21 protein-coding genes, 1 pseudogene and 1 riboswitch are annotated in these 20,396 nt (G+C 71.3%); of the genes and pseudogenes, 13 read left to right on the forward strand and 9 right to left on the reverse strand.

The features are described from left to right. Positions 1–22: 22 nt before the first annotated feature. Entirely contained in the window at positions 23–916 is an 894-nt protein-coding gene (locus tag AC5L36_RS32025) for a cytochrome c oxidase assembly protein (RefSeq protein WP_441222503.1), read from the reverse strand. 107 nt (positions 917–1,023) lie between these two features. Here AC5L36_RS32025 and ctaE point away from each other — a divergent pair, with 107 nt between their 5' ends. The 7 genes from ctaE to AC5L36_RS32060 all read left to right on the forward strand — a co-directional run bounded on the left by ctaE (position 1,024) and on the right by AC5L36_RS32060 (position 7,576). Further along, a complete protein-coding gene (gene ctaE, locus AC5L36_RS32030) occupies positions 1,024–1,623 on the forward strand; it encodes an aa3-type cytochrome oxidase subunit III (RefSeq protein ID WP_441222504.1) in 600 nt (199 codons plus the stop codon). A gap of 57 nt (positions 1,624–1,680) precedes the next feature. Continuing rightward, positions 1,681–2,523 (forward strand): cytochrome bc1 complex diheme cytochrome c subunit, encoded by an 843-nt coding sequence (gene qcrC, locus AC5L36_RS32035; RefSeq protein ID WP_441222505.1) that lies wholly within the window; start codon positions 1,681–1,683, stop codon positions 2,521–2,523. Then, positions 2,520–3,614: a cytochrome bc1 complex Rieske iron-sulfur subunit gene (qcrA, locus tag AC5L36_RS32040; RefSeq protein WP_441222506.1), complete on the forward strand. Its 1,095-nt coding sequence runs from the start codon at positions 2,520–2,522 to the stop codon at positions 3,612–3,614. The genes qcrC and qcrA overlap by 4 nt, the downstream gene beginning before the upstream one ends. Next, positions 3,611–5,236, forward strand: coding sequence for a cytochrome bc1 complex cytochrome b subunit (gene qcrB, locus AC5L36_RS32045; protein ID WP_441222507.1), 1,626 nt, complete (start codon positions 3,611–3,613; stop codon positions 5,234–5,236). The genes qcrA and qcrB overlap by 4 nt, the downstream gene beginning before the upstream one ends. 62 nt (positions 5,237–5,298) lie before the next feature. After that, positions 5,299–5,381: riboswitch (ZMP/ZTP riboswitch) on the forward strand. 13 nt (positions 5,382–5,394) lie between these two features. Continuing rightward, positions 5,395–6,267, forward strand: a complete 873-nt coding sequence (locus tag AC5L36_RS32050) for a bifunctional 5,10-methylenetetrahydrofolate dehydrogenase/5,10-methenyltetrahydrofolate cyclohydrolase (protein ID WP_441222508.1) — start codon at positions 5,395–5,397, stop codon at positions 6,265–6,267. Positions 6,268–6,431: 164 nt separating this feature from the next. Continuing rightward, positions 6,432–6,629, forward strand: a complete 198-nt coding sequence (locus tag AC5L36_RS32055) for a hypothetical protein (protein WP_441222643.1) — start codon at positions 6,432–6,434, stop codon at positions 6,627–6,629. A 56-nt stretch (positions 6,630–6,685) separates the two neighbouring features. Further along, complete coding sequence (locus AC5L36_RS32060) at positions 6,686–7,576, forward strand: hypothetical protein (protein WP_441222509.1); 891 nt, start codon at positions 6,686–6,688, stop codon at positions 7,574–7,576. Here the strand turns inward: AC5L36_RS32060 and AC5L36_RS32065 are convergent. Both AC5L36_RS32065 and ctaC read right to left on the reverse strand, forming a co-directional pair. Then, on the reverse strand, positions 7,573–7,995 hold the full coding sequence (locus AC5L36_RS32065; protein ID WP_441222510.1) for a cytochrome c oxidase subunit 4: 423 nt from the start codon (positions 7,993–7,995) through the stop codon (positions 7,573–7,575). The genes AC5L36_RS32060 and AC5L36_RS32065 overlap by 4 nt on opposite strands. A 10-nt stretch (positions 7,996–8,005) precedes the next feature. Then, a complete protein-coding gene (ctaC, locus tag AC5L36_RS32070; protein ID WP_441222644.1) occupies positions 8,006–8,905 on the reverse strand; it encodes an aa3-type cytochrome oxidase subunit II in 900 nt (299 codons plus the stop codon). A 99-nt stretch (positions 8,906–9,004) separates the two neighbouring features. Here ctaC and AC5L36_RS32075 point away from each other — a divergent pair, with 99 nt between their 5' ends. Both AC5L36_RS32075 and AC5L36_RS32080 read left to right on the forward strand, forming a co-directional pair. After that, positions 9,005–10,117: a cysteine desulfurase family protein gene (locus tag AC5L36_RS32075; RefSeq protein WP_441222511.1), complete on the forward strand. Its 1,113-nt coding sequence runs from the start codon at positions 9,005–9,007 to the stop codon at positions 10,115–10,117. Then, the gene (locus AC5L36_RS32080; protein WP_441222512.1) at positions 10,114–10,335 is read left to right on the forward strand and encodes a sulfurtransferase TusA family protein; all 222 of its coding nucleotides are present in this window, start codon (positions 10,114–10,116) and stop codon (positions 10,333–10,335) included. Before AC5L36_RS32075 ends, AC5L36_RS32080 begins: the two co-directional genes overlap by 4 nt. 5 nt (positions 10,336–10,340) lie before the next feature. On the opposite strand, the gene AC5L36_RS32085 is transcribed toward AC5L36_RS32080, so the two are convergent. The 4 genes from AC5L36_RS32085 to AC5L36_RS32100 form a co-directional block, all read right to left on the reverse strand. Beyond that, a complete protein-coding gene (locus AC5L36_RS32085) occupies positions 10,341–11,315 on the reverse strand; it encodes a carbohydrate kinase family protein (protein ID WP_441222513.1) in 975 nt (324 codons plus the stop codon). 167 nt (positions 11,316–11,482) lie between these two features. Beyond that, the gene (erpA, locus tag AC5L36_RS32090; protein ID WP_441222514.1) at positions 11,483–11,851 is read right to left on the reverse strand and encodes an iron-sulfur cluster insertion protein ErpA; all 369 of its coding nucleotides are present in this window, start codon (positions 11,849–11,851) and stop codon (positions 11,483–11,485) included. Positions 11,852–11,909: 58 nt separating this feature from the next. Then, positions 11,910–12,347 carry a MarR family winged helix-turn-helix transcriptional regulator gene (locus AC5L36_RS32095; protein ID WP_441222515.1) on the reverse strand — a complete coding sequence of 146 codons (438 nt, stop codon included), beginning with the start codon at positions 12,345–12,347 and terminating at the stop codon, positions 11,910–11,912. A gap of 42 nt (positions 12,348–12,389) precedes the next feature. Further along, entirely contained in the window at positions 12,390–13,505 is a 1,116-nt protein-coding gene (locus AC5L36_RS32100; RefSeq protein ID WP_441222516.1) for a glycerate kinase family protein, read from the reverse strand. A 59-nt stretch (positions 13,506–13,564) separates the two neighbouring features. Here AC5L36_RS32100 and nadA point away from each other — a divergent pair, with 59 nt between their 5' ends. From nadA to AC5L36_RS32120, 4 genes are all read left to right on the forward strand, one after another. Beyond that, a complete protein-coding gene (nadA, locus tag AC5L36_RS32105) occupies positions 13,565–14,734 on the forward strand; it encodes a quinolinate synthase NadA (protein WP_441222517.1) in 1,170 nt (389 codons plus the stop codon). Positions 14,735–14,883: 149 nt separating this feature from the next. Next, on the forward strand, positions 14,884–16,242 hold the full coding sequence (gene murA / locus AC5L36_RS32110) for a UDP-N-acetylglucosamine 1-carboxyvinyltransferase (RefSeq protein WP_441222518.1): 1,359 nt from the start codon (positions 14,884–14,886) through the stop codon (positions 16,240–16,242). Positions 16,243–16,261: 19 nt separating this feature from the next. Further along, complete coding sequence (locus AC5L36_RS32115) at positions 16,262–16,897, forward strand: DUF3043 domain-containing protein (RefSeq protein WP_441222519.1); 636 nt, start codon at positions 16,262–16,264, stop codon at positions 16,895–16,897. A 4-nt stretch (positions 16,898–16,901) separates the two neighbouring features. Beyond that, positions 16,902–17,549 carry a DUF2461 domain-containing protein gene (locus AC5L36_RS32120; RefSeq protein ID WP_441222645.1) on the forward strand — a complete coding sequence of 216 codons (648 nt, stop codon included), beginning with the start codon at positions 16,902–16,904 and terminating at the stop codon, positions 17,547–17,549. Positions 17,550–18,464: 915 nt separating this feature from the next. On the opposite strand, the pseudogene AC5L36_RS32125 reads toward AC5L36_RS32120, so the two are convergent. Together AC5L36_RS32125 and AC5L36_RS32130 are read right to left on the reverse strand one after the other, a co-directional pair. Continuing rightward, positions 18,465–19,637 (reverse strand): annotated as a pseudogene (locus tag AC5L36_RS32125) (adenylate/guanylate cyclase domain-containing protein); the annotation flags it as partial. 99 nt (positions 19,638–19,736) lie between these two features. After that, entirely contained in the window at positions 19,737–20,384 is a 648-nt protein-coding gene (locus AC5L36_RS32130; protein ID WP_441222520.1) for a response regulator transcription factor, read from the reverse strand. Positions 20,385–20,396: the final 12 nt, after the last annotated feature.

Genomic DNA, 20,396 nt, shown 5'->3' on the forward strand with positions numbered 1-20,396 from the left:
GCGGGCTGATCGTACCCGCCCGTCACGGAGCGGGTTCGGCCCCCGTACGGGCGGCCGCCGCGGCGGCGGCCTCCTGGCGATCAAGCTCGCGGTCGATGCGCCGGGCCTCCCGCTCGGACTGCTTGACCCACTGCATGACAAGCACGGCGATCATCGTGATCGAGACGAACTCGCCACCCGCCCACAGGATGCCGCCGGCCACCTTCTGGTCGGCCCACGGATCGGCCCAGGAGAGGCCGAGCGACGGGTACCAGTCGCCGCCGAGCAGCGTGGTGCTCTGCATGATGGTCAGCCCCAGCACCGTGTGGAACGGCACCGAGAGCACCATGAGCAGCGCCCGCCCCGGGTACGGCCACCGGCCGGGCAGCGGGTCGAGCCCCACCAGCGGCCAGAAGAACAGGCACCCGGTGAGGATGAAGTGCGCGTGTGTCACCTCGTGCGCGAACGAGTTTTCCAGCGTCAGCCGGTACAGGCCGCTGAAGTAGAGCACGAAGGGGTTGGCCACGAAGATCGCGTACGCGACGAGGGGAAACGAGAAGACGCGGGCGACCCGGCTGTGCACCACGGCGAGCAGCCGCCGGCGGGGCGCGCCGCGCAGCACCCGCAGCGCGAGCGTGACCGGGGCGCCGAGCGCCAGGAAGATCGGCGCGACCATGGAGAGCACCATGTGTTGCACCATGTGCACGGAGACCAGCGTCGTGTCGTACGCGTGGAGGCCGCTCACCGTCACCGCGGCGATCGAGCCCAGACCCGCGCCGACGAAGAGCAGCGTGCGGGAGAGCGGCCACTTGTCGCCGCGGGCCCGCAGCCGGTGCACGCCGTACAGGTAGAGGCCGGCCGCCACCACCAGCATCACCGCGATCCAGCTGTCGAGGCTGGCCTCGGTGAAGATGGCCGAAACGGTGAAGGGGCGCACGTTTCGAGGCTAGGCCACGCGGGTCCGGCAGCGGCAATCGGGCCACGACACACCGTCGTAGGTGACCCCGACGCAACGTCGTACTACGAGGTGGCGATAATGACCGCGTGACTGCGGCCTCAGCAATTGACAAGAGCCGGATCCACTCGCTGACGCGGCCCAACATGGTCAGCGTCGGGACGATCGTGTGGCTCTCCAGCGAGCTCATGTTCTTCGCGGCGCTCTTCGCGATGTACTTCTCGATCCGCGCGGCCGCGCCCGAGCAGTGGGAGCACCACACCGAGGTCCTCAACCTGCCGTACGCGACGGTGTTCACGCTGATCCTCGTCGCGTCGTCGGTGACCTGCCAGTTCGGCGTCTTCGCCGCGGAGCGGGGCGACGTCCACTCGCTGCGTCGCTGGTTCACCCTCACGTTCGTGATGGGGCTCATCTTCGTGCTCGGCCAGGCCAACGAGTACCGCCAGCTGGTGCACGAGGGCGTGAAGATCAACGGCGACGGCTACGGGTCGATGTTCTACCTGACCACCGGCTTCCACGGCCTGCACGTGAGCGGTGGCCTCGTGGCGTTCCTCATCTTCATGGCCCGCACGACCATGGGCCGGTTCACGCCGGCGCAGGCGACCTCGGCGATCGTCGTGTCGTACTACTGGCACTTCGTCGACGTCGTCTGGATCGCCCTGTTCTCGATGATCTACCTGCTCCAGTGAGCAAGCTGTCACGTTCCGCCCGCTCGGTTCGTCCCATAGTTATGAAGGACATCTGGCATGACTTCTGACACCCCCGGCGGCCTGATGGCGCGGCTGCGCCGCAGGCGGTCACAACCGCGCGGCCGGGTGCGGCGGCGCCTGGGCACGGTGGTGCGTCTCACCCTCGCGCTGACGCTCGCCGGCGGTGTGTACGCCGTCTTCGCCCCGGGCCTGTCGGCCGACGACACGCCGCAGCTGTCGACCGCGGGCGAGGAGGGCAAGGCGCTGTTCGACCAGAGCTGCATCAGCTGCCACGGTCGCAACGCGCAGGGTGTGCAGGGCCGGGGTCCGAGCCTGATCGGCGTGGGCGCGGCGGCGGTCGAGTTCCAGGTCAGCACCGGTCGCATGCCGATGGCGCGGCAGGAGGCGCAGGCGCCGCGCAAGCCGTCGATGTTCACCGACGACCAGACCCGCCAGCTCGCCCAGTACATCCAGGAGCTCGGCGGCGGTCCGCAGGTGCCCGACGGCGACCTGCGCGCGCCCGACGGCGACGACGAGGCGATCGCCCGCGGCGGCAACCTCTTCCGGATCAACTGCTCGTCCTGCCACGCGTTCGGGGGTGGCGGCGGCGCGCTGTCGTCCGGCAAGTACGCCCCTGACCTGAGCAAGGCGACCGACCGGCAGCTCTACGCCGCCATGCTGACCGGCCCGCAGAACATGCCGGTCTTCGGTGACAACCAGCTCACGCCGGAGCAGAAGAAGGAGATCATCTCCTACGTCCAGGAGTCCCTGAAGCAGGACAAGGACCCGGGCGGCTGGGGCATGGGGCGCTTCGGTCCGGTGACCGAGGGTCTCGCGATCTTCCTGGTCGGCATCGTCGCTCTGGTGTTCGCGGCTCTCTGGATTGCGGGGAAGTCATGACCACGGATACACACGCACACGGCCACGACGTCGAGCCGGAAGAGGTCGACATCGACGACCCGCGGCTGTCGCGGTTCGAGATCGTCCGCGAGGGCGCGCGGCGTGACGGTGTCGAGATCGTCCACTACGAAGACCCGTTCCCGCTCAAGGGTGGCAAGGCCGAGCGGCGCGTGGTCCGCACCGTCATGCTGTTCTTCCTGCTCACCGGCCTGGCGTCGACGGCCTTCATGGTCATCTACATCTGGTGGCCGTGGGAGTACGAGCTGGGCGCCAACAACAGCAAGCTCTACACCCCGCTGCTCGGCCTCACCCTCGGCATCGCGCTGCTCGGCATCGGCTTCGGCATCCTCCTCTGGGGCAAGAAGCTGATGCCGCGGGAGATCGCGATCCAGGACCGGCACGACGGCCCGTCCGACCGGGTGCAGCGCAAGCTGACCGGCAACACGATGGCCTACATCGTCGACGAGCTGGGCATCAAGCGCCGCAAGACGCTCGGCCTGGCCGCGCTGCTCGGCCTCGCCCCGGTCGGCCTCGTCGCCGCCGCCCCGCTCATCGGTGGCCTGATCAAGAGCCCGACCAAGGACCGCATCCTCTTCCGCACCGGCTGGGACCCGGCCGGCAACGGGGGCCGCCTCGTGCGGCTGACCCGCGAGGACGGCACGCCGATCCGGCCCGAAGACGTGAGCGTCGGCGGCCAGATGACGGTCTTCCCGGGCATCCCCGAAGGCGCCACCAACGAGCACGCCGACTCACCCACCCTGCTGATCCACCTGCGGGAGGACGACGCGGCGAAGGCGGCGAGCACCGCCAAGCCGGTCAACGAGGGCGCCCAGTGGCAAAACTTCGTGGCGTACTCGAAGATCTGCACCCACGCCGGCTGCCCGGCCAGCCTGTACGAGCAGGAGACCAACCGCCTGCTCTGCCCGTGTCACCAGTCGCAGTTCCTGATCACCGACAACGCCCGACCGATCTTCGGGCCGGCCACGCGTAGCCTGCCTCAGCTGCCCATCGAGGTAGACGAGGAAGGGTTCTTCGTGGCAACGTCCGACTACAAGGTGGCTGTTGGGCCAGCATTTTGGGAGCGGCCATGAAGCGCCGGAAGGTAGACGTCAGCGCGGTGCCCGCCAAGGTGGCCGGTGGGCTGGACGATCGGTTCCAGGCGGCCACACCGCTGCGCAACATCCTCAACAAGGTCTTCCCAGACCACTGGTCGTTCCTGCTGGGCGAGATCGCGCTGTTCTCGTTCATCGTCCTGCTGCTGACCGGCACGTTCCTGACGTTCTTCTACGACCCGTCGCTGAGCACGACGACGTACGACGGCAGCTACGCGCCGCTGCGCGGCGTCCACATGTCGCAGGCGTACGCGTCGAGCCTCAACCTCTCGTTCGACGTGCGCGGCGGCCTGATCATGCGGCAGATGCACCACTGGGCCGCGCTGACGTTCATGTCGGCGATCGTGGTGCACATGTTCCGGATCTTCTTCACCGGCGCGTTCCGCAAGCCGCGTGAGACGAACTGGATCATCGGCTCGCTGCTCTTCTGGATCGGCTTCCTGGCCGGCTTCACCGGCTACTCGCTCCCGGACGACGCGCTTTCCGGCACCGGCCTGCGGATCGCCTCGGCGATCATGCTGTCGATCCCGGTGATCGGCTCGTGGGTGACCACGTCGATCTTCGACGGCGAGTTCCCCGGCCACGTGATCATGGGCCGTTTCTACATCGCGCACGTGCTGCTCATCCCGGGTGCGCTGCTCGCGTTGATCAGCGTCCACCTGGGCCTCGTCTTCAAGCAGAAGCACACCCAGTGGCCCGGCCCCGGCCGCACCGAGCACAACGTGGTCGGCGAGCGCTTCGTGCCGCGGTACACGATCAAGCAGGGCGGCTTCTTCATGATCGTCTTCGGCGTCATCGCGCTGATGGGCGGTCTGTTCCAGATCAACCCGATCTGGCTCTTCGGCCCGTACGAGGCGTACACGGTCTCGGCGGCCAGCCAGCCCGACTGGTACGTGATGTTCCTGGACGGCTCGACGCGGCTCTTCCCGGCCTGGGAGATACGTTTCGACCTCTGGGGCTGGGGTGACGGCTACACCATCCCGCCGATCTTCTGGCCCACGGTGGTGTTGCCTGGCATCTTGACGATGCTGCCGCTGGCCTATCCGTTCATCGAGGCCAGGCTGACCAAGGACTACCGGGCGCACAACCTGCTCCAGCGCCCCCGCGACGTGCCCGCCCGCACCGCGCTCGGCGCGATGGCGATCGCGTTCTGGGTGGTCCTGACGCTCTCCGGCGGCAACGACGTGATCGCCGACAAGTTCCACATCAGCCTCAACGCGATGACCTGGGCCGGCCGCATCCTGCTGCTGCTCGCACCGCCGATCGCCTACTACGTCACCTACCGGATCTGCCTGGGCCTCCAGCAGCACGACCGCGAGGTGCTGGCACACGGCGTGGAGACGGGCATCATCCGGCGGCTGCCGGACGGCCGGTTCATCGAGGTGCACCAGCCGCTCGCGCCGGTCGACGAGCACGGGCACGGCAGCCTCGAGTACGCCGGCTGGGTGGTCCCGAAGAAGATGAACCGGCTGGGCGCGCTCGGCCCGGCCATCCGCGGCTTCTTCTTCCCGATCGAAAAGCCGGCCGAGGCGCCGGTCTCCCCCGGCCACCCGCCGGTCACGGCCGCGCCGTCCACGGACCGCGAAGAGATCACCAAGTAATCGCCGTACTTCCCGGGAGGCCGCGGTCCGCGTCAGCGGGCCGCGGCCTTTTGGCATGATGGACCCACGTGCGACTGGCGGCACTGGGATGGGTCTCACCATCGGGGAGCCTGCGTCGCGGGCGCCGACCGCCTGGGTGCCCGCGCCGAGGAGCGCGCATGTCCGCCCGACTGTTGCCCGGCGCACCCGTAGCCGAAGCCGTCCTCGCCGAGACCGCCGCCGCGGCCGCCGACCTCCGCGCCCGCGGTGTCACGCCCAGCCTGGCCACCATCCTTGTCGGCGACGACGAGGCCAGCGCCGGCTACATCCGCATCAAGCAGCGCCAGGCCGCCGAGCTCGGCTTCGCGTCGCCGCACGAGCACCTGCCGGCCACCGCCACCCAGGCCGACCTGGAGCAGGCCATCGGGCGCTTCAACGCGGACCCGGCCGTGCACGGGCTGCTCGTGCAGTACCCCGTCCCGGCCCACATGGACTACGACGCGGCGCTTCAGCGCATCGACCCGGACAAGGACGTCGACGGCATGCACCCGCTCAACATGGGTCGGCTCGCGGTCGGCCTGCCCGGCCCGCTGCCGTGCACGCCCGCGGGGATCGAGGCGCTGCTGGCGCACTACGAGATACCGGTGGCGGGGCGCGAGGTCGTGATCCTCGGCCGGGGCGCGACGCTCGGGCGGCCGCTGGCGATGCTGCTCGCGCAGAAGCGGCCGACAGCCAACGCGGCGGTGACCGTGGTGCACACCGGCGTGCCCGACTGGGACCGGTACACGCGGCGGGCGGACATCCTTGTCGCGGCCGCCGGCGTGCCGGGCATCATCCGGCCGGAGCACGTCCGGCCGGGGGCGGTGGTGGTCGGTGCCGGCGTGCGGTACGAGGGGCGGCGGCTCCTGCCGGACGTGGACGAGGCGTGTGCGGAGGTCGCCGGCGCGATCACCCCTCGGGTGGGCGGGGTCGGGCCCACGACGGTGGCGATGCTCTTCCGCAACGCGGTGCGCGCCGCCGCCGTTCGAACAGATGGCCGACACGCCGGCTAGCCTCCCCCACTTCGGGTCCTCGCCGTGGCACGTTGAAGAACTACAACCGGGTAGTTCCCGCTTCCAGTGAGCGAGCTCGCGAGCGAACCATTGGGCTCAGTGGTGACAAACGACGCTGCCGCCACAACCAGACGGCCGTAGCAGAGGAGAGACCCGTGCGAGAGATGCACTGTGCTACCTGTCAGGCCGAGATGCCGTTCGAGGCACTGCCCGTGTCCGCCGAAGACGACGGCGCCGACGAGTTTCCCGAGCTGGTCTGCACCGGCTGCGGCACCGCCGTGGTGGTCGCGCCCTTCACCCTGCGGGTCTGGCTGCGCGGCCGGGGCACCGCGATCGCCCCACAGCAGCGCAGAGCGGCCTAGAGCGCCGCACGCTATATCGGTAGACCCGCGCACGCTCCTGGGCCACCGTGGCCCTTGTGAACGACGCTGAGCGGCGGGTCTGGGGGCGGCTCCCCGACGGCACCCGCGATTCGCTGGCCGCGCTGCCGGCCTCCGACCTCCAGACCTTGCTGCTCTCGGTGGCCCGGATGCGCGCCTCCCGGGTACGCCCGCCAGACCTGCTGCGCCGCTGGCGCGAAGACCGCTTCGTCCGCCCCGCCCCCAGCGACCCCCGCGCGCTTGCCGCCCTGGAAGCCCGGATGTGGCGGCGGCTGCCCGCCGACTTCGAGGGCGTGGAGCTGTCGCCGGTCGTGCCGCTTGGCACGTGTTCGGCGGTCACGCCGCAAAGCCAGGACCGGATCGTCTCCACCGTGCGGAGCGCCGAGGTGGTCAGCGACTCCACCAACGCGCTCGCCATCGAGGCCGCCGACCGGCGACTGCGCCAGCCCGCCGGCGGCGAGGTGCACCTCGCCGCGTGCCACCGCATGCTGCGGGCGCAACGCTTCCCGGCGGGGTTCGGATCGCATTTCCGCCTCTTCACGCTGGTCTCCAGCGCCCGCGACACCGGCTCCGGCGCTACCGAGGCGCGGCTGCTGGTCCGCCACCTGAGCTACTGGCAGAGCGTCCTGCCCGCGGAGGCCAGGCCGCGGCTCATGTACACCGTCTTCGACAGCCCGGTGCTCCGCGACCGGATCGACGACACCGTGGCACCCGCCGTGCACATCGTCGAACAGCCCGACCGGCAGCACGGCCGCGGCTACTACGTCGACGGGGCCGTCCGCATCGCGGCCGGAGACGGTGACGAGATCGGCGACGGCGGCTTCACGACCTGGACCGCGCAGCTGATGGGCAACGCCAAGGAGCGCTGCCTGGTCTCCTGCGTGGCCACCGAGCGGCTGGCCACCATCCTCGGGCCTGAGGTCGCCTAGTGCTCGGCGGTGCGGCGGGTGCCGGTGTAGTACTCGAACAGCAGGCCGCACGTCGCGGCGGTGACCGCGATCATGCCGGCCACCAGCAGCCAGACCATCCAGAACACCAGGCCGAGGCCGGCCACCGTCGCGGCGAGCGCGAGGCCGAAGGGCCAGTAACTGCCCGGGCTGAAGAATCCGATCTCGCCCGCGCCCTCGGCGATCTCGGCGTCCGACCGGTCTTCCGGCCGGGGGTCGATGCGGCGGGACACGAACCAGAAGAAGCCACCGCACATCGTCGTCAGCAGGGCGGAGAGCAGCAGCGCGATCGTGCCCACCCAGTCGAGGCCGATGTCGTACCAGGTCCACCACGCGTAGACGGCGCAGGCGACGTAGAGGAACACCGACACGACGGCGAAGATCTTGTACTCGGTCTTCATCGCGCTGTCCTCATTCTCCGCCGGACGGATTGAAGTTCGAGACGTTGCGCTTCGTTTCGAACGGCTCGGTGGTGGTCGCCAGCGGCTCCTCACCGATCGAGGTCAACGCCTCCTGCGTCGTGGCGCCATCCCGCTTGGCCTGGAGGAACCGCTCGTACTCGTCCGGCGAGACCACGCGCAGCTCGAAGTTCATCATCGAGTGGTAGGTGCCGCACAGCTCGGCACACCGCCCCACGTACGCGCCCTCCTGGTCGATGCTCGCGACCTCGAAGACGTTGCGCACGTTGCCGGGGAAGACGTCGCGCTTGAAGAGCAGCTCGGGCACCCAGAACGAGTGGATGACGTCCTTGCTGGTCTCCTCGAAGCGGATCGGCTGGCCGGTGGGGAGCACGAGCACCGGGATCACGTCGCTGGAGCCGAGCGTGGAGGCGACGGTGTTGGCGTCTTCACCCTCGCCGTCGCGGTAGTTGAACTGCCAGTTCCACTTGAAGGCGACGACCTCGACCACCACCGGGTCGTCGTACCGGCCGGTCTTGTCGACATCCGTCTGGACGACCGCCGTGTAGTAGAACAGCACGCACACGACCAGGATCGGGGCGATCGTGTAGAGGAACTCCATCGGCATGTTGTAGCGGGTCTGCACCGGCAGCTCGGCGCCGCGCTTGCGGTAGCGCACCACGCACCAGAAGATCAGGCCCCACACCAGCGCGCCGACCGCGAGGGCCGCGATGGTCGAGCCGATCCACAGGTCGTACATGCGGTTGGCCTGCGGTGTGATGCCTTCTTCCGGCCAGCCGAAGCCACTGAACGCCGACCCGACGTCACAGCCCCCCAGCAGGGTCACCAGTGCCAGAGCGCCGGCGCCGAGCCCGGCGAGCCGGCCAACCCGGCCGCGCGCACCCCTTGCGATCACCTGGTCCTGCCTCCCTAGCAGTGCCGTAGCAAGCAACCGGCACATTACTCGACCATGCATCTACTACACGTCGTGGGGGTAGGTAGCGTCGCACTCATGCAGGCGTTCTTCGACGCCGCCTCGGGCGCGCCGCTCCACCCGGTCGCGCGCCAGGCGCTGCTCGCCGCCCTCGACGACGGCTGGGCCGATCCCGGAAAGCTTTATACGCAGGCCCGCCGGGCACGCCAGCTTCTCGACGCGGCGCGGTCCGCGACCGCCGAGATTCTGGGGGTACGGCCGGACGAGATCGCCTTCACCCCCGGCGGCACCGCCGCGGTGTGGTTGGCGATCGAGGGTGCCCGGAGAGGGCGGCGCCGGATCGGTAGCACCCTTGTGCACTCGGCGATCGAGCATTCCGCCGTGCTCCACGCGGCGGGTGACGACGGGGTGAGCGTGCCGGTCGACCGGCTCGGCCACCTCGACCTGGCCGCGTGGCGGAGGGCGGTGGGCGGTGACGGTGTCGCCCTCGCCGCGCTGATCAGCGCCAGCCACGAGGTGGGCACGGTCCAGCCGGTGGCCGAGGCGGCCGAGGCGTGCGCCGCACACGGTGTACCCCTCTATGTGGACGCGGCCCAGTCGGTCGGCCGGGTGCCGGTACCCGATGGGTGGTCTCTGCTGACGGCGAGCGCGCGCAAGTGGGGCGGCCCGGCCGGGGTGGGGCTTCTGGTGGTGCGCAAGGGGACGCGCTGGATCTCGCCGTACCCCGAGGATGGTGGCCGGGACACCGGCCGTGACCTGCCCGCGATCGTGGCCGCCGCGGCGGCCCTGCGTGCGGTGGCCGCGGAGGCCGTGGCCGAGGCGGCGCGGCTGGGTCCGCTGGTCGACCGCGTCCGGGCCGTAGTGCCCGCGACGGTGCCGGACGTCGAGGTGGTCGGCGACCCGGTGGCGCGGCTGCCGCACCTCGTCACGTTCTCCTGCCTGTACGTGGACGGCGAGGCGCTGCTGCACGCGCTCGACCGGCGCGGCTTCGCGGTGTCGTCGGGCTCGTCGTGCACGTCGTCCACGTTGCGCCCCAGTCACGTGCTGGAGGCGATGGGCGTGCTGTCGCACGGCAACGTGCGCGTCTCGCTGCACCGGCAGACCACGGAGGCCGAGGTGGAGCGCTTCCTGGCCGAGTTGCCGGGCGTCGTGGCCGACCTGCGCGCCGAGGCGGGGGTGATGGGCCTGTGATCGTGCTGGACTGCCTCGGCCAGCGGTGCCCGCTGCCGGTGATCGCGCTGGCCCGGCGCCTGCCCGAGGTCGAGGTGGGCGAGGTCGTACGGGTGCTCGCCGACGACCCCGCGGCGGCCAACGACATCCCGGCCTGGTGCCGGATGCGCGGGCAGGAATACGTGGGCGCGACGACCGTCGACGGCTCTCCCGCCTTCGACGTGCGCCGCGCCCGGTAAACCGATCAGGGGAGGTGCGGGCGGACCTCCTCGGCCGCCTCGTCGCCGTACGCGCCGGCGAGGCGCTTGAGGAACGCGTCGGACCGGATTTCGTACTCCTGCGGGCCGACCGTCTCCAGCACCAGCGCGGCGACGAGCGAGCCGACCTGCGCGGAGCGCTCCAGGCTCAGGCCCCACGAGCGGGCGGAGAAGAAGCCGGCGCGGAAGCCGTCGCCGACGCCGGTGGGGTCTTCGGTGCGCACGTCCGGCACGACCGGCACGTGGATGCGCTCGAGGTCGCGCCCGGTGATCTCGACACCGTCCTTGCCGAGCGTGGTGACCCGGATGCCGACAAGGTCGAGCATCTGCTCGCCGGAGAGGCCGGTCTTGTTTTCCAGCAGCGACTTTTCGTAGTCGTTGGTGAGCAGGTAGGCCGCGCCGTCGATGAGCTTGCTCAGGTCGCCGCCGTCCATCCGGGCCATCTGCTGGGAAATGTCCGCGACGAACGGGTAGCCGCGCTCGCGGCACTCCTGCGAGTGGCGGATCATCGCGTCGGGGTCGTTGGGGCTGACCAGCACCAGGTCGAGCCCGCCCACCCGGTCGGCGACCGGGGCGAGCTCGATGTTGCGGGCCTCGCTCATCGCGCCGGCGTAGAACGAGGCGATCTGGCACAGGTCGTTGTCAGTGGTGCAGACGAAGCGCGCGGTGTGTGCCACCTCGCTGACGTGCACCGACTCGCAGTCGACGCCGTGGCGCTCCAGCCACGAGCGGTAGTCGGCGAAGTCGGCGCCCACCGCGCCGAGGAGCACGGGGCGCAGACCGAGCTGGGCCATGCCGAACGCGATGTTGGCGGCGATGCCACCGCGCCGCACGACCAGGTCGTCGACAAGGAACGAGAGCGAGACCTTGTGGAGCTGGTCGGCGATGAGCTGGTCGGCGAACCGGCCAGGGAAGTGCATCAGGTGGTCGGTGGCGATCGAGCCGGTAACGGCGATCTTCATAGCGCCCTCGCGATCGGGTACGGGGGGTGTCCGGTGCGCCGTCAGCCTACCCACACCGTTAGAGCCCTGGTCGCGTCACAGTCGTGTTCCGGCCACCGTCAGGACACAAGAGTGGGCCACCCCGATGCGGGTGGCCCACTCCGAACGTGCTGTGTCGAGGTGGCGGCTCAGTGGAACGAGTCGCCGCACGCGCACGAGCCCTGCGCGTTGGGGTTGTCGATGGTGAAGCCCTGGGCGTCGATCCGGTCGGCGAAGTCGATCGTGGCGCCGGACAGGTAAGGCGCGCTCATGCGGTCGACGACGACCTCGACACCGTCGAACCCTGCGACCACGTCGCCGTCGAGCGAACGCTCGTCGAAGAAGAGCTGGTAGCGCAGGCCCGAACAGCCGCCCGGCTGCACCGCGACCCGCAGCCGCAGGTCGTCGCGGCCTTCCTGCTCGATCAGGGCCTTGACCTTCTGCGCCGCGACATCGGTGAGGACAACGGTGGTCGGGGCCTTGGCCTCGCTCGACTCGGTCTGCGTCGGAGTGGTCACTTGGAAGTCTCCCTGTGCCGGTGCGGATGGTTGCTCTCTACCGCGGATGGTTTGGTACTTATCTGGCAACGCTAGCCCGCTGGCCGGCGATTCCCAATGGAGCGTCACCCGAGTCTAGGCCAGTTTCACCCAGAATCTCAGTGAGCACCGCACGCTGAGTGGGTCTGGCGGCCTGCTGGCGGCGCCGGCCCTCGTCGGTCAGTGTGACGAAGACCCCTCTGCGGTCCTGCTCGCACAGGGCCCGACAGACGAGGCCGTCGCGCTCCAGGCGGGCGACCGCCCGGGAGAGCGCACTCTGGCTGAGATAGACCTGCTCACCGAGCTCCTGCATGCGGAGCTTGCTCTCCGCCGCCCCGGCCAGCCGGTCGATCACTTCGAACTCGCTCATGCCCAGCCCGTGCCGCTCCTGAAGCTCACGCTCCAGTGCACACGAGGCATCGTGGTAGCGCTGCGCGAGCGCGCGCCACGCCAGGACGATGCCGGGTTCCTCGGACACCCGGGCATCTTATCAGATGTACGTGCATTAGATGCACACACATCAGCGGCTCCACTGGCTGGCCAGGCGCTTGGCGATCTCGCGCAGGCCGTCGGCGGGACGGGCCATCGCCTCCTCCTCGCTGCCGAAGTGCTCGGTCAGCGACCACGACTCGGTCACACCCGCGGCGGAGGCCTCCCGGCGACCGGCGCTCACCTGCCCGGCGACCACCAGGCAGGGCACGCCGCGCTCGGCCGCGGCGGCGGCGACACCGGCCACGACCTTGCCGCGCAGCGACTGGAAGTCGAAGGAACCCTCACCGGTGATCACCAGGTCCGCGGCATCGAACGCGGCGTCCAGCCCGATCAGGCGGTTCACCATGTCGATACCCGACTCGCACCGGCCGCCCAGCGCGAGGATCGCGGCGCCCAGACCGCCCGCCGCGCCGGCGCCGGCCAGACCAGCCACGCCGGGCGGGCAGGTGGGGAGCTTCTCCAGCACGCCGGCCCACCGCTCCAGGGCGGAGTCGAGCAGCATGATGTCCTCGCGGGTGGCGCCCTTCTGCGGCCCGTACACGTTGGATGCCCCGTGCAGCCCGGTCAGCGGGTTGTCCACGTCGGTGGCGGCGACGAGGGTCACGTCGCGCAGCCGCGGCTCCCCGCCCAGCCCGGCGACCGCGACCAGCGCCGCACCGCCGTAGGGCAGGGCGTACCCGGACCCGTCGACCGGCGCCGCGCCCAGTGCGGCCAGCATGCCGGCGCCGCCGTCGTTCGTCGCGGAGCCACCGAGGCCGACCACGACGGTGCGTGCGCCGCTCTCCACCGCGTGCGCGATCAAAATCCCGAGGCCGAACGAGGTGGCGGCCCGGGGGTCGCGCTCTGTCTTCGCGAGGAGGTGCAGGCCGCAGGCCTGGGCGCTCTCCACGTACGCGGTGTCGCCCACCACCAGCACCTCACCCGCGGCGGGGCGGCCGAGCGGGTCGACGGTCTCCACCGGCACCGCCCGGCCGGGTAGGGCGGCCGCCAGTACCTCCACGAAGCCCGGCCCGCCGTCCGACAGCGGGCGCGTGACGATCTCGTCCTGGGGCTTCTCGTCGTGCCAGGCCTCCGCGACCGCCGCGGCCACGTCCGGAGCCGAGAGCGTGCCGGCGAACTTGTCCGGGCAGATCAGTACGCGCATGAGTCCGCAGTGTGGCAGGACACAGCGTCCGGCCTGCGCTCGGGCGCATCATGGAGGGCGTGACTTCAACGTGGATCGAGCCGTCGAGCACCGGTGCCGCCCTCCTGCTGCTCGGCCGGGGCAGCGACCCCTCCGCCGAGAAGGGTGTCGAGTGCCCCGGCGAGCTGCCCTCGCCGAGTGACCCCACGCTGGTCGAGCGCGCGCGCCGGGCCAAAGCCGCGCTCGGCGACCGCCTCTTCGTGCTGGGACACCACTACCAGCGCGACGAGGTGATCCAGTTCGCCGACGTGACCGGCGACTCGTTCAAGCTGGCCCGCGAGGCGGCGGCCCGGCCCGAGGCGGAGTTCATCGTCTTCTGCGGCGTGCACTTCATGGCCGAGAGCGCCGACATCCTCACCTCCGACGCGCAGAAGGTCGTGCTGCCCGACCTCGGCGCCGGCTGCTCGATGGCCGACATGGCCGCGCTCTCCCAGGTGGAGACCGCGTGGGAGCTGCTGGAAGACCTCGGCATCGCCGGGTCCACGATCCCCGTCACGTACATGAACTCGTCGGCCGACATCAAGGGCTTCGTCGGCCGCAACAACGGCGTCGTGTGCACCTCGTCCAACGCGAAGCGGGCGCTGACCTGGGCGTTCGAGCGAGGCGAGAAGGTGCTGTTCCTGCCCGACCAGCACCTCGGGCGCAATACGGCCGTCCTGGAGATGGGCTTCGACCTGGACGACTGCGTCCTCTACAACCCGCACAAGCCCAACGGCGGCCTCACCGCCGAGCAGCTGCGCGACGCCAAGATGATCCTGTGGCGGGGGCACTGCTCGGTGCACGGCCGCTTCACCCTGGAGTGCGTCGAGCAGGTGCGCGAGCGGGTGCCGGGCGTCAACGTGCTGGTGCACCCCGAGTGCCGCCACGAGGTGGTCACGGCCGCCGACCAGGTCGGCTCGACCGAGTACATCATCAAGGCCATCGAGGCGGCGCCGGCCGGCTCGGCGTGGGCGGTGGGCACCGAGCTCAACCTCGTGCGGCGGCTCGCCAACGCCCACCCGGACAAGCAGATCATGTTCCTCGACCGCAACGTCTGCTACTGCTCCACGATGAACCGCATCGACCTGCCCCACCTCGTGTGGGCGCTGGAGGAGCTGGCCGCCGGACGCCTGGTCAACCAGATCACAGTGGACACCGACACGGCTCACCACGCGCGCGTCGCGCTTGACCAGATGCTCGCCCTTCCGTAACGCTGTGTAGCTTGCCGTTTACGGTCTCCCCGTTTCGTGCCACCTCATACGGTGTGCACCCCGCCCGACAGGTCACGGAGCGCTATGCTCCTCGGGCGGCAAGCGGGGGCACAGTGCCGCGCTAGGGGCCATCTGGTGGAGGTTGTGCGTTGACCGTGAATGACGTGCTGACCGTGCATGGCGGCACTCCGCTGCACGGGCGGATCCGGGTCCGCGGTGCCAAAAACCTCGTCTCCAAGGCGATGGTGGCGGCACTGCTGGGCGACGCGCCGAGCCGGCTCTACGACGTGCCGCGCATCCGCGACGTCGAGGTCGTGCGCGGCCTGCTGGAGCTGCACGGCGTCCGGGTCAGCGACGGCGCGGAGGACGGCGAGCTGATCCTCGACCCGGCCAACGTCGCCAGCGCCACCTCTGACGAGATCAACGTGCACGCCGGCTCCAGCCGCATCCCGATCCTGCTCTGCGGCCCGCTGCTGCACCGGCTCGGGCACGCGTTCATCCCCGACCTGGGCGGCTGCCACATCGGCCCGCGCCCGATCGACTTCCACATCCAGGCGCTGCGCGAGTTCGGCGCGGTCGTCGACAAGGCCGCCGACGGCATGCACCTCACCGCGCCGAACGGGCTGCACGGCACCAAGCTGGAGCTGCCGTACCCGAGCGTGGGCGCCACCGAGCAGGTGCTGCTGACCGCGGTGATGGCCGACGGCGTGACCGAGCTGCGCAACGCGGCGGTCGAGCCGGAGATCATCGACCTCATCTGCGTCCTCCAGAAGATGGGCGCGATCATCAAGGTGCACACCGACCGGGTGATCGAGATCCAGGGCGTCCCCCGCCTCGGCGGATACACCCACCGCCCGATCCCCGACCGCATCGAGGCGGCCAGCTGGGCGGCGGCCGCGCTGGCCACCGGCGGCGACATCGAGGTGCTCGGCGCCGAGCAGGTCGACATGATGACGTTCCTCAACGTCTTCCGCTCGGTCGGCGGGGCGTACGAGGTGACCGACACCCGACCGCCGCGCGACGGCTCCCCCGGCCAGGAGGGCAAGATCCGGTTCTGGCACCCGGGCGGCGAGCTCAGGGCCGTGGCGCTGGAGACCGACGTGCACCCCGGCTTCATGACCGACTGGCAGCAGCCGCTCGTCGTGGCGCTCACCCAGGCGCGCGGGCTTTCGATCGTGCACGAGACCGTGTACGAGCAGCGGCTCGGCTACACCGAGGCGCTCAACTCGATGGGTGCCACGATCCAGGTCTACCGCGACTGCCTCGGCGGCACGCCGTGCCGCTTCGGCCGGCGCGACTTCAAGCACTCCGCGGTGATCGCCGGGCCGAGCAAGCTGCACGCCGCCGACCTGGTCATCCCCGACCTACGGGCCGGGTTCAGCCACCTGATCGCGGCACTGGCGGCCGAGGGCACCTCCCGGGTGTACGGCGTCGACCTGATCAACCGGGGCTACGAGGACTTCGAGGCGAAGCTGGCCGCCCTGGGCGCGCACGCCGAGCGCGCGTGATCCCGGTACCCTCGTGAGCGTGCCGTCACTGTTCCGCCGCAAGCCCGACCTCGCAGAAGAAGAGGAGGAGGTCGTAGAGACCTCCGCCGACGAGGAGACCGAGGCCGCCCGCCCGAAGGGCTACACGCCGAGCAAGAAGGAGCTCGGCGTCGAGACGCCCAAGCGCGCCAGCTCCAATCGGCGCCGGGCGGTCGAGCCCGCGCCGGCCAACCGCCGCGAGGCGTACAAGAAGATGCGGGAGAAGCAGCGCGCCGAGCGCGCGGAGGCGTCGGCCGGCATGCGGGCCGGTGACGAGCGCTACCTGCTCGCGCGCGACCGCGGCCCCGAGCGGCTGCTGGCGCGCAACGTCGTCGACTCGCGGCGCACGGTGGGCACCTGGTTCTTCGGTGGCGCGCTGGTCGTGCTGATCGGCTCGTCGGGCGCGATGCCGCCGGCCATCCGCCTGGTGTCCAACCTGCTCTGGGCCGCCCTGGCGCTCGGCGTCATCGTCGACTCGGTGCTGATCTCCCGCAAGGTCAAGCGGCTGGTCCGCGAGCGCTTCCCGAAGTCGACCCAGCGCATGGGCTCGCTCTACCTCTACGCGATCACCCGCTCGATCACCTTCCGGCGGATGCGCATGCCGAAGCCCAAGGTGCAGATCGGCGACGCGGTCTGAGACGGTGGCGTTCGCCGGTTTTCCCGCTGAGGCCTTCGCGTTCTACGAAGGGCTCGAGGCTGACAACTCGAAGACCTACTGGACCGCGCACAAGGACGTGTACGACACCTGCGTGCGCGGGCCGATGAGCGAGATGGCGGCGGAGCTGGCGGGTGTGGTACGCGCCGAGCCAAAGGTCTTCCGGCCGCACCGCGATGTGCGCTTCTCCAAGGACAAGTCGCCCTACAAGACCCATCAGGGCGCGTTCTTCGAGGTAGCCAGCGGTGTCGGCTACTACCTGCACATCGACGCCGAGGGCCTGTTTACGGCGGCCGGGTTCTACGCGCACACACGGGAGCAGACGGTCCGCTTTCGGGCCGCGGTCGACGCCCCCGCCACGGGTATCGAGCTGGAGAAGATCGTCCGGACGCTCACCCGCCACGGCTTCACCCCCGGCGGTGACCGGGTGCGCACGCGTCCGCGCGGCTGCCCGCCCGACCACCCGCGCCTGGAGCTGATGCGCCACGAGGCACTGACCGCCGGGCGGCGCCACGCCGCGGGCCCGGAGCTGGAGGGGCGCGCCTCCTACGACCTCGTCCGCACCGACTGGCGGCGCCTGCGCCCGCTCGTCGACTGGGTGGAGGCCAACGTCGGCCCGTTCGAGGCCGAGTAGGCGCGCCCGCCAAGACTCTGCTGGCTGCGCTCGCTCCGCTCGCCGCCGCCCCGGGCAGCCGGATCGGTCCGCCCTCGTCGCGTACGGACCTCGCCGGCTCCGGGGCGTTGTGCTCGGACGGCCAGCCGCGCGCACCGCTCCCGCCGCGGGCGCCGCGGGCCGGCCGCCCGAGGCTCGGGTGATGCCGGGCACGCAACAGCGCCGTGTGTTGACGCGCAGCACCGTGGCGAGCGCGGACGCGGCCGACCAGTGCCGGGCTCGGGTGGCGGGCTGGCCGCCCCGGAGCGCGACCCGCCAGTGATGCCCGGCCCGCACCGCGCGCGGCAGGCGCGCGTAGACCACCTGGCGCACCGCCGGGTCGGCGAACGCGTAGTCCGCGCCGGCCACCGGCACCAGCAGGTCGCCGAGCCGCGCCAGCGCCTCGCGCGCCGTGGCCGGCTCGTCGCCGAGCAGCATGGCGAGCGCCTCCGCCGAGATCGCGTCGCCGAGGATCGAGGCGGCACCGAGGACCCTGCGGTCGCGCTCGTCGAGCCGGCCGAGGCGGGCGGAGGCGATGCCGCGCACGCGCGGGGGCATCGGCGGCTCCCCCGCGTCGGGCCAGCCGTCGGCGGCGACCGCGCGGGTGTACTCCACGGCGTAGCCGGGAATGCCGCCGCAGAGCGGGGCGAGGCGGCCGGCCAGCTGGCGCGGCAGGCCGGCGCGGTCGAGCAGATGCCGCAGCAGCCGGCCGCTGCCGGCGGCGCCGAGCGGCTCCAGCACCACCGCCAGTGCCGTCCCGGCGGCGGCCCGGCCGGCGTCGGCGGCGGCCAGCGGCCCGAGCCCCACCGCTGGCGCCCTTTCGGCGGCGGCCAGCGGCCCGAGCGCCACCGCTGGCACCATTTCGGCGGCGGCCCGGTCGGTGACCACGACCGCCAGCGGCAGCGGGCCGAGCCGGGCCGGGAGCTCCGCCGCGAACGTGCGGGTCGCCGGGTCGGACAGGTGCAGGTCGTCGAGGAGCAGCGCGAGCGGCCGGCGCGCGGCGGCACCGCGGAACACGGCCAGGAGCGCGCTCTCCACCGCGCGGTCGGGACCGGACGTGCCGGTGCCGGCGAGCAACGTGGACAGTCCACGTAGGACGGTCGGCAGGTCGGCCGGCGCCACCAGGTCGGCCGCCCAGGCCCGCAGGCGGCGGCGCGTTTCGGCCGGTCCGCTGGCCTCGCCCACTCCGGCCTGGCGGCGGACCAGGTCGGCCAGCGGCGAGTACCGCCCGCCGCACGGGGTGCCGTATCCCACCCACCACCGCGCACCGGCCGCGGCCAGCGCCTCGCGGGCCAGGCGGGACTTGCCGACGCCGGCGGGACCGGTGACCCGGACGAGCGCGGGCGCCCGCCCGGCGAGCGCGCCGGCGACCGCATCGGCCGCTGTGGACAGCTCGGTGTCGCGGCCGACGAGCGGGATGTCACGGTCGGGCGCCGCCGGCGGCACCGGCGAAAGGGCGCGCCACACGTCGACCGGGACGGGCTTGCCGGCCGGGGTGATCGCGGGCAGCGGCGCGTAGCGCATCCACGGCCCGGTGGCGCCCCGCGTCGCGGCCGTGACCACGACGGTGCCGGGCGCGGCGTGGGTCTGCACCCGGGCGGCGGTGTTGACGACGTCGCCGCAGACCAGCGCCTGTCCCCCGTCTCGCACCGCGGCCAGGTCGACGACCACCTCCCCGGTGGCGACACCGACCCGCGCCCGCACCGGCGTGCCGTCGGGGCAGGCGAGGCCGGCGAGCTCGCGCTGCACGTGCAGGCCGGCGAGCACCGCCCGGTACGCGTCGTACTCGTCGGAGTCGGTCGCGCCGAAGACGACGAGGACCGCGTCGCCGACGTACTTCTCCACCACGCCGCGCCAGCGGTGGACGGCTCGGGTGACACGGCTGAAGTAATCCCGCTGGAGGGCGCGCACATCCTCCGGATCGAGCCGGCTGGCGAGGCGGGTGAAGCCGACCAGATCCACGAAGAGAACGCTCACCCAGCGGCGCTCGTCCCGGGCGGCCGGCGAGACGGCGGCCGGGGAGCGGGATGCCGGTGTGCGGTCGCCAAGGGACCACGTCATGTGAATCATGATTGGCCCGATGGCGTCCCGAATCGAAGGTACCCATGTCCCAAACCGCGTGGCCGGACGGCGCCAATAACTCACCGTATCAGCGGCGGCTTTTCCGACTCAGCCTTCGATTCCGGCGTCGCGGGCGCGGAGGGCGGCCTGCACGCGACTGTCCACGCCGAGCTTTTCGAACACTGCCGTGAGGTAGTTACGGACCGTCTTCTCGTTGAGCCCCATGCCCCGGCCGATCTCGGCGTTGGTGGCGCCCCGCACCAGGCCGGCGAGGATCTTCCGCTCCTGCCCGGTCAGCTTGTCGAACGGGGGTGGCAGCTGGGTCGGCGTGCCCTGGAGCGTGGTCAGCACCTCGGGCCCGACCTTCGGACCGAGCACCACGCCGCCGTCGGCCACGGTGCGGAGCGCGTCGACGATCGTGTCGGGCTCGGTGTCCTTGAGCACGTATCCCCGCGCGCCGGCCTTCAGCGCGCGGGCCACCCGGTCCTTGTCGTCGTACAGCGTGACGATGAGCACCCGGACGCCGGGGCAGAGGCTCACGATGCGCCGCGTCGCCTCGATGCCGTCGCCGTCGGGAAGGTTGATGTCCATCGCCACGACCTGTGCCTTGGTGCTCACCGCCGCGCGCACGGCCTCGTCCACAGTGGCCGCCTCGGCCACGCTCGCCACCCACTCCTCGTCTTCGAGCATCGCCCGGAGCCCGCGCCGCACCACAGGGTGGTCGTCGACGATCAGCACCCGGCAACGTGGCAGCACGTTTCACCTCGG

The organism is Phytohabitans sp. LZ39 (genome assembly GCF_059359075.1).